The organism is Mycobacterium sp. 852002-10029_SCH5224772, from assembly GCF_001667315.1.
Classification (GTDB): domain Bacteria; phylum Actinomycetota; class Actinomycetes; order Mycobacteriales; family Mycobacteriaceae; genus Mycobacterium.
The window spans coordinates 23,168-32,417 of record NZ_LZHT01000022.1 but is presented as its reverse complement, the minus strand read 5'-3'; the positions used below and the strand labels follow the sequence as shown (position 1 = coordinate 32,417).

General features: G+C 67.4%; 10 protein-coding genes and 1 pseudogene. 5 read left to right on the top strand and 6 right to left on the bottom strand.

Annotated elements, in window-relative coordinates:
* Both A5775_RS06290 and A5775_RS06285 read right to left on the bottom strand, forming a co-directional pair.
* A partial coding sequence (locus tag A5775_RS06290) for an Hsp70 family protein (protein ID WP_067249290.1) occupies positions 1 to 1,369 on the bottom strand: 1,369 nt, incomplete at its 3' end.
* 154 nt (positions 1,370 to 1,523) lie between these two features.
* Positions 1,524 to 2,753 carry a hypothetical protein gene (locus tag A5775_RS06285; RefSeq protein WP_067249276.1) on the bottom strand — a complete coding sequence of 410 codons (1,230 nt, stop codon included), beginning with the start codon at positions 2,751 to 2,753 and terminating at the stop codon, positions 1,524 to 1,526.
* A 38-nt stretch (positions 2,754 to 2,791) separates the two neighbouring features.
* Between A5775_RS06285 and A5775_RS06280 the strand changes: the two genes are divergently transcribed.
* Together A5775_RS06280 and A5775_RS06275 are read left to right on the top strand one after the other, a co-directional pair.
* Complete coding sequence (locus A5775_RS06280; RefSeq protein ID WP_067249273.1) at positions 2,792 to 3,412, top strand: TetR/AcrR family transcriptional regulator; 621 nt, start codon at positions 2,792 to 2,794, stop codon at positions 3,410 to 3,412.
* Positions 3,399 to 3,893 carry a nuclear transport factor 2 family protein gene (locus A5775_RS06275; protein ID WP_067249270.1) on the top strand — a complete coding sequence of 165 codons (495 nt, stop codon included), beginning with the start codon at positions 3,399 to 3,401 and terminating at the stop codon, positions 3,891 to 3,893. Before A5775_RS06280 ends, A5775_RS06275 begins: the two co-directional genes overlap by 14 nt.
* Before the next feature lie 4 nt (positions 3,894 to 3,897).
* Here the strand turns inward: A5775_RS06275 and A5775_RS06270 are convergent, their stop codons facing one another.
* Positions 3,898 to 4,557 carry a L,D-transpeptidase gene (locus tag A5775_RS06270; RefSeq protein ID WP_067249287.1) on the bottom strand — a complete coding sequence of 220 codons (660 nt, stop codon included), beginning with the start codon at positions 4,555 to 4,557 and terminating at the stop codon, positions 3,898 to 3,900.
* Positions 4,558 to 4,655: 98 nt separating this feature from the next.
* Positions 4,656 to 5,300, bottom strand: coding sequence for a phosphatase PAP2 family protein (locus A5775_RS06265; protein WP_067249267.1), 645 nt, complete (start codon positions 5,298 to 5,300; stop codon positions 4,656 to 4,658).
* A 78-nt stretch (positions 5,301 to 5,378) separates the two neighbouring features.
* On the opposite strand from A5775_RS06265, the gene A5775_RS06260 reads away from it, so the two are divergent.
* Positions 5,379 to 5,861 carry a hypothetical protein gene (locus tag A5775_RS06260; RefSeq protein WP_067249264.1) on the top strand — a complete coding sequence of 161 codons (483 nt, stop codon included), beginning with the start codon at positions 5,379 to 5,381 and terminating at the stop codon, positions 5,859 to 5,861.
* On the opposite strand, the gene A5775_RS06255 is transcribed toward A5775_RS06260, so the two are convergent.
* Positions 5,845 to 6,129: a hypothetical protein gene (locus A5775_RS06255; protein ID WP_067249260.1), complete on the bottom strand. Its 285-nt coding sequence runs from the start codon at positions 6,127 to 6,129 to the stop codon at positions 5,845 to 5,847. The two genes, A5775_RS06260 and A5775_RS06255, sit on opposite strands and share 17 nt — an antisense overlap.
* Before the next feature lie 49 nt (positions 6,130 to 6,178).
* Here A5775_RS06255 and bluB point away from each other — a divergent pair.
* Positions 6,179 to 6,921: pseudogene (gene bluB, locus A5775_RS06250) on the top strand (5,6-dimethylbenzimidazole synthase).
* A complete protein-coding gene (locus tag A5775_RS06245) occupies positions 6,918 to 8,348 on the top strand; it encodes a sulfatase (protein ID WP_067249254.1) in 1,431 nt (476 codons plus the stop codon). Before bluB ends, A5775_RS06245 begins: the two are co-directional and overlap by 4 nt.
* Before the next feature lie 6 nt (positions 8,349 to 8,354).
* Here A5775_RS06245 and A5775_RS06240 read toward each other — a convergent pair whose 3' ends face one another.
* The gene (locus A5775_RS06240) at positions 8,355 to 9,134 is read right to left on the bottom strand and encodes a trans-aconitate 2-methyltransferase (RefSeq protein WP_067249251.1); all 780 of its coding nucleotides are present in this window, start codon (positions 9,132 to 9,134) and stop codon (positions 8,355 to 8,357) included.
* Positions 9,135 to 9,250 lie beyond the last annotated feature (116 nt).

Here is a 9,250-nt window from a genome sequence, read left to right as displayed (position 1 = left end):
CCCCGCCGACCGCCGTCATGGCGACCACCGCGGACATCCCGATGATCAACTGGGAGAACCGAAGGCGCCGCCAGGGCCGGCGTTCCCGTGGCGGATCGATGACGTTGAGCCGCATCGACCAGCCGGACGGACCGTCTTCGTCGTAGGTTTCGCCGCCGAAGCGCAGCCGCAGGTCGCCGGGGTCATCGGTCTGCGACCAAGCCAATTCGCGATCCGTGAGCGCCTCGTCGTCGATCACCAGCACATCGCCGGCCCCCAGGTCGACGACGTCACCGGCGGCGTCGGCCGTCGCGAGCAGCCCGATCGACGTCCGGGTCCGCAGATCCAGCTCTTCCCCACGGGAAGCCAGGATCAGCGCCCCGCAGGCCGCCGCGAAGGCCGGCTGTGACGGCGTCAGGATCGGTGTACGCCCGTGCATCGAAAGGCGTTCGGTCACAAGCGGAATGCGTGCGCCCCCACCGACCGTCACCACCGCCGCGAGGTCCGACCAGTTCTTGCGGTAGCGCACCAGCATGTCATCGAAGGCGTAGATGAAGCCGGTCAGCCGATCCTGAATCAGCTCTTCGAGGTCATCCTGCGTCACCGTCAGGCTGCAACTGCGCCCGCCCAGCTCCGCCGCGATGTCGGTGGCCATGTCGACCGAAAGCCGCTCCTTGGCCGCGCGGCACTGTTCCCGGAGTTCGCCGAGCTGCCCGACGCCGGCGGTGCTGCCCGGGTCGAGGCCGCTGCCGTGGCCCAGCTCCTCGAAGGCGCGCAGCTGCAACTCCTGGTCTATTTCGTCTCCGGACAACGCGGCGTACCGCATTGTGGCGCTGACGAGTTCGAAGTCACCGGCGATATTCACCAGCGTCGCCGACGTGCCGCTGGCGCCGAAGTCGAGCAGCCCCACCACGCCTTCGTCTGGCAGGCCAAGCTCGGACTTCACCGCGGTCAACGACGCGATCGCGTCCGAGACCAGGCGGGGAGCCATGCCGCTGCGGACGAAACCGACATGGGTCCGCAGCGCGTCGCGCAGCGACTGCACCGTGCTGGGTTTCCAGTGCGCCGGAACCGCGATGGAGATCTCCGAACACGCCGCATCCGCGCCGGCGGCGAGCACCATCGCGTCCAGGGCCTCCACCGTCAGCAGCTCCGGGTCGTGCGCGGAACCGTCGGGTGAGACCAGCGCAACCGAATCCCCGATGCGCTCGATGAAGCCCTTCATCGGCACGCCGGGCTCGGCTAGGGGTGGATTGTCTTCGGGCACACCAATTTTCGGTGCACAGTGCGGATAAAGGGTGAGCACGCAACGGCGGTTAACCGGCGGGCTTCCATTACGCGCAGCGACCAGGTTCGTGGTCCCAATCGACAACCCGAGCGGGTCGTACATAGAGCGAAAACCTTCGTCTATAGGGGTCGGTGGCCAGCGTTAACCATAGCCTCGGACACGCCCAAAGCCGATGCTTCGCAATGCCATTGGTATCCGCTCGATGCGCTTGCGTCACCGAAGCGGTACCGAAAACCCCTTGACAAAGAGCCTTGTGTTACAACACGGTCAGCGGCAGCGAACGCCTGGGCTCGAACTGGAAGGTCGATCCACCGCTGACCCTGACCACCGAAACCTCTGGCAGTTCCTCGGTGGGCGTGTCGATTTCGACCAGTTCGGCCGTCCAGTCGGCGGCCGTTCCGCTAACTCGCACCTCGACGCGCGGTTCCACCGCGGTGGCGATCGCCTGCAGCGGCTGCACGGATTCCGGCGAGCACAACGAGATCCAGGAACGGTCGTCATGGGCAGGTGACGGGCGCACGTGCAGCCGGTTCGACTCCGTCTCGGCGACAACGTAGTCCGTGGGGTTCAGCAGCGGGTGCAGCTCGAGGACCCGCAGCACCCCGTCGATCCCGCCCGGCAGTTTCAGCGCGCGGTGTATGCGTTCGGCGGCCAGGCCCGCGATACCGATCAGGCCGCGGGTGCACACGCTTACGGCTTCGTCCTCGTTGGCGGCCCGTGCCCGCACGGCAACCGCGAACGACAGGTACAGCAGGTGCATCTGCAGGCACACCTCGTCAGCCATCCGGACCAGGGCCGAATGCGAGAAGGCGGCGAAGTCGAAATCGGACAGCAACGGACCCGAGTAGTCCGCCTGCCCCTCGTCGGAGCGATCGATGGGATCGAGTTCCCATGTCGCGGCGCGGGTTCGGCCGACGATCTCCATGGCGGGGATGGCCTGCGCCTCGGGGTAGGACTCGTCGATGATGACGGTCCACGCGCAGTGCGGCTTGCGGTCGGCCGGTTCACGCGGGGGCCGGTGGATGGGCCGGCACTGCGCGCGCGGATTCGTCGCCACCGCGGTGGCGTCGAAGGTCGGATCCTCGATGGTGTGGCACATGCCGAACACGTACTTTTCGCCCATCGGCTCCACGTCGAGCAGGGCGCCGCAGTGGTCGAGCTGGAATTCGCCGTGCCACCGGTCGTGGACGGTGTAGCGGAAGTCCATGAATTGCGGGGGCGCACCGATATCGAGCTGCAGGCCCTTGAAAATCGTGGGCACGTCGTCGCCCTCGTAGTTCAGCGCTTTCTGCATGCGCCTGGTGTAGATCGGGCTGGCGCCCGCCCACTCCTCGATGGCGATCTGCACCATCTCGTCGCGGCCGAACGAGGAGATGCACCAGGCCATTCCGGATCGGTCGATCAGCTGTCCGATCAGCAGCAGTTCGGGAATCAGCACGACGAGCTCGTCACGGGACAATTGCGCGTATCGCGAGGGGCTGCTCACGCCCCAAAAATAGACTTGACTATGTTATAAAGTCAACAATGTCCATCGTTGCTGGCCAGACGCCCGATCGTCCGGTGGGTCCCACCCGGCGAACCACCGCGCCGCGCAAGCGCGGCGATGACACCCGGGCGAAAATCATCGATGAGACGGTCCGCTGCATCGTGGAGGAGGGATTCTCCGCCGCCACCGCCAAGCATGTGGCCGAACGCGCGGGCGTGACGTGGGGGGTCATCCAGTACCACTTCGGGGACCGCAACGGCCTGCTGATGGCCGTCGTGGACGACGGGGTGGCCCGGCTGGTGGACAGCCTGTCGTCGGCCGACGTCAGCGAGCTACCGCTGCGGGAACGCATCGAGGTCGTCGTCGACACCGCCTGGAGCTGCTACAGCAGCCCCACGTCGATGGCCGCCTTCGAAATCCTGCGCGAGACCCGCGGCGGCCCGGACCCCTCGTCGCGGCGCCACCTGCTCGACATGAACGCCGCGATCGGCCAGCTGGGCCGGTTGATCACCACCGATCCCGCGCATGCCGGTGTGGCCGAAGTCATTTGGGCCACGCTGCGTGGTGTGGTGCTGGCGCAGATGGTCACCGGCGCAGCCATCGACTGGAGCCTGGAACGACGTGCCCTCGTCGACATGGTGACCCGTGTGCTGCAATGACCTGATGACCCTCGACGATCTCGCCGATATCGAAGCGATCAAGCAAGTCAAATACCGGTACCTGCGCGCGCTGGACACCAAGCATTGGGATGACTTCACCGACACACTGGCCGAGGACATCAAGGCCGATTACGGGCCATCGATCGGTAACGAGCTGCACTTCACCAACCGCGCCGACTTGGTGGAGTACATGCGGACGTCGCTGCCCGGGAACGTCATCACCGAGCACCGGGTGACGCATCCGGACATCACCGTCACCGGCGACACCGCAACGGGCAGTTGGTATCTGCAGGACCGGGTCATGGTCGCCGACCTCAACTTCATGTTGATCGGGGCGGCCTTCTACCGCGACACCTACCGTCGCACCGAGGCCGGCTGGAAGATCAGCGGTACCGGCTACGACCGAACCTATGACGCCACAATGTCTTTGGAGGGCCTGAGCTTCACGCTCAAACCCGGCCGCGCCATCGCCGCCGACTGACGGGCTACTTGGTGATGGCGATGACGGCGCCGGGACGCAGCCATTTCATGATCGACACCAGCTGAGCGTCGTCGACGGCCACACAGCCCTCGGTGGGCTTGCCGTCGGTGGTGTGAAAGAAGAACGCGGCGCCGCCGCCCGGGGTCTTGTTCTTGTTGACGCCCATTACGACCGCGTGCTTGTACTGCGGGATTTGCAGGTTCTCGCTTTCGCCGGTGTTGAACGGGCACTGGGCCTTCTGGCACACCTGCATCGAGTTGAAGGTGGCGCTGTGGTCGTCGCCGCTCCACCAGTAGTTGGGCCCGGCGACCTGGGTGTAGGGCAGTCCGGTACCGGGATTCGGTGCCGTGCCGAAGGCGGAGTCCAGGCTGTAGACGCCCATCGGGGTGGCCGGAACGCCGCTCTTCGCCTGCGGTGCCATCCCGGCCGAGCCGACGTGGGTGGGAATGCCGGAACGCAGCGACTGCCAGCCGGTGCCGGTGCGCTGGAAGATCTCCATGGTCGCGTTCGACCCGCCGGTGCTCACCACCGAAACCACCTGTGTCGCATTGCCAACCGCGTTCGCGAACCAGGGAGCGCCGGCAGCGGCGCTGATCGGCGCGAGCACCACCGAGGCGAAAATCACGCACGCCGCAGCGCACAGTGACGTGAGCAGTCGGTGCATGCACTCCATCGTCAGCCCGGCGCATCCTCAGGGTCAAGTAAAGCTTTAGCCCCAGTTAGGTCACCGCGCCGTGACCAGATGCCCACCGCCGCAGGACTTTAGCTCGAGCGCCCGGGAGCGGGGGGTCGAAAAGCCCAGAGGCACAACAGGAAGTACAGGTATCCCAGCGACCAGCCGGCCAGCACGTCGGACGGGTAATGCACGTTCAGGGCCACCCGGGAGATGCCGACCGCCGGCAACGCCACCGCCACCGCCGCGACCGCGACGCCCCGCACAGCCCTGTTGGCCATCGGCAACACAAAGGACAGCATCGCGAGCAGCGCGGCGGTCGCTTCGAGCGCATGACCGGACGGAAACGAGGTGGAGGCCGCCGGAACCAGCATCGTCGGCGGCCGCGGGCGGTTGGCCAGCGCCTTCGCCGCCGCCGTCACGAATTCGTTGCAGGGTGCACACGCCAACAACAGCACCAGCGCGGCCCGCAGATGGCGCAGCACCAGGGCGAACACCGTCACCGCGATCCCCAGCACGGCGAGCGCGCCCGGACCCAGCACGAACGACACCGATTCGGCGAACCGCAGCCACGACGGGTGCTTGATCGCCAACGCCCGCGTCCCGTCCAGCAGCGACCAGTCCACGCGATACAGCCACGCCCAGTGCGCGCGATAGCCGACCCACATGAGCGCATACACCGTCGCGGCCAGCGCGGCGATCACCAGGGCCAACGACGTCCTCGGGCGGGTCATCACCAACCGATACCAGCACGGCCGGCGTCGGCCATGCGGCCCGCCCCACGGATCCGCATGCGCAGTCATACTGGCGATATGGCTGTCTTTGTCCGCAGGTTGTTCGGCATCGGCAAGCTGCCCGACGAACTGCATGCCCAGGTCGAATCGGAAGGCCTCACCTACCTTGCCGATTACGTCGCGGTGACCCGGCGATTCAGCGGCACCATCCCCGGTATGCGGTTGCCGCACAGTGTCGCCAGCTACACGGGTTCACTGGCCTTCACCTCGGAGCGGGTGCTGGCAACGCTGTCCATGCTGCCCCGGCTGGCCGGCCCGACCGTGAACGTGTGCTGGAACGCGCCGCAGACCGGCGCGGCCACGGTGGAGATCTCGTCGACGGGCCTGCAGGTCGACGTTGATGTCTCCCGGGTCGACGAAAAATTCAGCGGCGAGTTGTCGCTGCACTACAAGGTCGCCATTCCGGCCGAAGTGCTCGACGGCTTGCCGCGCCGGTCACTGGCGTTCGACATGCCGCCGGAATACGTGTTCCGCGCCGTCGGTGTTACCTATAGTCCCTGATCGTGATGCGCGGCCAGGGCGGCTGCCGCAGCACCGCCAGGCTGCCGATCACCGCGGCCAGCAGGCCGGTCAGCACCCCGATCAAGGCGATGCGATTCGCGTCCACGGCCGGCGTCCAGGAGGCCTGGCCGTTGCGGACGGCGAAGACCCCCAGCGGTTTGGCGACCACGATGACGGTGGTGCCATCGGGAGTCTGATAGGGCTCGCCGTAGTTGCGGCCGGCGGCGGGATCGGCGGCCAGCTGGTCGAGTACATCGGCAGGCTTCACGGGGACACTCCCTTCGGGACACGGTCCACGCTAGTGCGGATTTCCTACGATGGCTGACGTGACCGGTCAGGCATTCAGCCCGCAGGAGCGGAGGGCCGTCTATCGCGTCATCTCCGAACGCCGTGACATGCGCCGGTTCGTTGCCGGCGGGGTGGTGGACGAGGAGGTGCTGGCCCGCCTGCTGCAGGCCGCGCACGCGGCGCCCAGCGTCGGGCTGATGCAGCCGTGGCGCTTCATCCGGATCACCGACGCGGCGCTGCGGCGCCGCATCCACGCACTCGTCGACGAGGAACGCCCGCTCACCGCCGCCGCCCTGGGCGAGCGAGCCGACGAATTCCTGGCGCTCAAGGTGGAGGGCATCCTCGATTGCGCCGAACTTCTCGTGGTGGCGCTGGGCGACGACCGCGACAAGCACGTGTTCGGACGGCGGACCTTGCCGCAGATGGATCTGGCGTCGGTGTCGTGCGCCATCCAGAATCTGTGGCTGGCAGCGCGATCCGAAGGCATCGGCATGGGCTGGGTGTCCCTGTTCGATCCGCGGCGGCTGGCCTCGCTGCTGGACATGCCGGGCGGCGCCGAACCGGTGGCCATCCTGTGCCTGGGGCCGGTGCCCGAATTCCCCGATCGCCCGGCGCTCGAACAGGACGGCTGGGCCACCCCGCGACCGCTGTCGGAGTTCGTCTGCGAAAACCGATGGGGCCGCCTGCCGCCACCCTGACTCGCCGACGCGGCGGGGATCGGCGCAGGACGTTGCGGTATCGTCGCCGGTCGGCAAGGCAAGGTGAGAGGTGACGCAATTGACGCCCGGCGAAGCTGCGGACACGACAGAGCACCCGCGGCCTAAGGACAACGTGCTGATCGTGCACTGGCACGACCTGGGGCGCTACCTCGGCGTCTACGGCCACCCGGACGTTTCCAGCCCACGCATGGACCGCCTTGCATCCGAGGGCATCCTGTTCACCCGCGCGCACTCCACCGCGCCGCTGTGTTCGCCGTCGCGCGGATCGCTGTTCACCGGGCGCTATCCGCAGTCCAACGGCCTGATCGGCCTGGCCCACCACGGCTGGGAATACCGTAGCGGGATCCGCACCCTCCCCCAAATCCTGTCCGAATCGGGTTGGTATTCGGCGCTTTTCGGTATGCAGCACGAGACTTCCTACCCGAAGCGACTGGGTTTCGACGAGTTCGACGTATCGAACTCCTACTGCGACTACGTGGCTGACAAGGCCGACGAGTGGCTGCGGCAAAGCGCCGAAGGCCTTGTGGGACAACCATTTTTGTTGACCGCCGGCTTTTTCGAGACGCACCGGCCCTATCCCGAGGACCGCTACTCACCGGTGGACAGCGCCGGCGTCGACCTGCCCGATTACCTGCCCGACACCCCGGCGGTGCGCGGCGATCTGGCGGCCTTCTACGGGGCCATCAGCGCGGCCGATGCCGCCGTCGGGCGGCTGCTGGACACGCTGGCCGACACCGGGTTGGACGCCACCACCTGGGTGGTGTTCTTCACCGATCACGGCCCGGCGTTTCCCCGGGCGAAATCCACGCTGTACGAAGCCGGAACCGGCATCGGCATGATCATCCGCCCGCCCACCAACCGGGCCGTGGCTCCCCGCGTCTACGACGAACTGTTCAGCGCCGTCGACCTGGTACCAACGCTGTTGGGACTGTTGGGAATCGACGCGCCGGCCGACGCCGACGGTGTGTCGCATGCGGGGGTTCTGCTGGAGCCCGATCCGCCTGCCACGCCGGTGCGCGAGCAGGTGTACACGATGAAGACCTATCACGACTCGTTCGATCCGATCCGCGCGATTCGGACCAAGGACTACAGCTACATCGAGAATTACGCCTCGCGGCCACTGCTGGACCTGCCCTGGGACATCGAGGAAAGCCCGTCCGGGATGGCCGTCGCACCGCTCGTCACGGCACCGCGGCCCGAACGCGAGCTCTACGACCTGCGCACCGACCCCACCGAAACCACCAACCTGCTGGCCGGCGACGGCGCAGGCGTCGACGACGTCGCTGCCAATCTTGCCGTCCTGCTGCATGATTGGCGACAGCGCACCGGCGACGTCATCCCGTCGGAGTTCGCCGGCACCCGCATCGCCGCGCGGTACACCGAGACGTATCTGCAGATTCATCACGGCACCAACCCGACCCCGCGCTCGGCCATCGCCGCCGACCGGGGCATCGAAGAAGGCAAGCCCGCGCAGCGGTAGCTGCGATCAGCCGCGGCCCGCCCCGCCGACCACGGCGACGACGAACACCCGCCGGAACGGGAAGATCGTGGATCCGTCGGAGCGGGCCCGATAGGCGTCGGACAGCAGCGGGATCAGCTCCTCGCGGAACTGTTCCCAGGTGGCGTCGTCGAGCCGCTCGCGCACCGGGACCAGCGCCGTGCCGGTGATCCAATCCAGCACCGGATGTTCGCCGGTCAGCTGATGCAGATACGTGGTCTCCCAGACGTCGACCTTGCATCCCGCGTCGAGCAGTAAGTTGGCATAGTGCGCCGGCGGCTGAACCACCGCGCCCACACGAAAGGGGATGTCGCGCAGCAACTTCGCGTACGGCTCCCGGCGGGCCAGCGCCCGCACCGCCGCGTAGGACGGGGACTCGAAGTTGCCCGGCATCTGCACCCCGATCCACGATCCGGGCGCCAGCTCCCCCGCCCAGCGCACCAGCAGGTCGGCGTGCTCGGGCACCCAGTGCAGGGCCGCGTTGCTGACCACCACGTCGGTGTCGGGCTGGGGCTTCCAGTCACGCAGGTCGCCGGTGACGGCGTCGATCCCGCGCTCCTTGGCCGCGGCCACCATTTCCGGGGAGCTGTCCACCGCCTCGATCACCGCGTCCGGCCAGCGCCGGCCCAGGTACTTCGTCAGGTGTCCGGGCCCGCAACCGAGATCGACGACGCGGCGCGCCCGCTCTGCCCCCACCCGGGACAGCAGATCGTAGAAGGGCCGGCCGCGGTGGTCGGCAAAGGCCAGGTAGACGTCCGGGTCCCACATGTCGGTCCTCCTGATCAACGCGCCGTCGCTAGCCGGCTGATAGCAAACCGTATTACTCCTATGGTGCCCCCACACCACCGCCGTGGTCCCGGGATAAGACCGCGCCGACCGAAACC

What these genes read in the sequence shown, in the direction of transcription:
- A5775_RS06260 (WP_067249264.1), top strand. Translation starts at nt 5,379, where the DNA reads ATGGCTGTCTTTGTCCGCAGGTTGTTCGGCATCGGCAAGCTGCCCGAC.
- A5775_RS06240 (WP_067249251.1), bottom strand. Translation starts at nt 9,134, where the DNA reads ATGTGGGACCCGGACGTCTACCTGGCCTTTGCCGACCACCGCGGCCGG.
- A5775_RS06265 (WP_067249267.1), bottom strand. Translation starts at nt 5,300, where the DNA reads ATGACCCGCCCGAGGACGTCGTTGGCCCTGGTGATCGCCGCGCTGGCC.
- A5775_RS06280 (WP_067249273.1), top strand. Translation starts at nt 2,792, where the DNA reads ATGTCCATCGTTGCTGGCCAGACGCCCGATCGTCCGGTGGGTCCCACC.
- A5775_RS06270 (WP_067249287.1), bottom strand. Translation starts at nt 4,557, where the DNA reads ATGCACCGACTGCTCACGTCACTGTGCGCTGCGGCGTGCGTGATTTTC.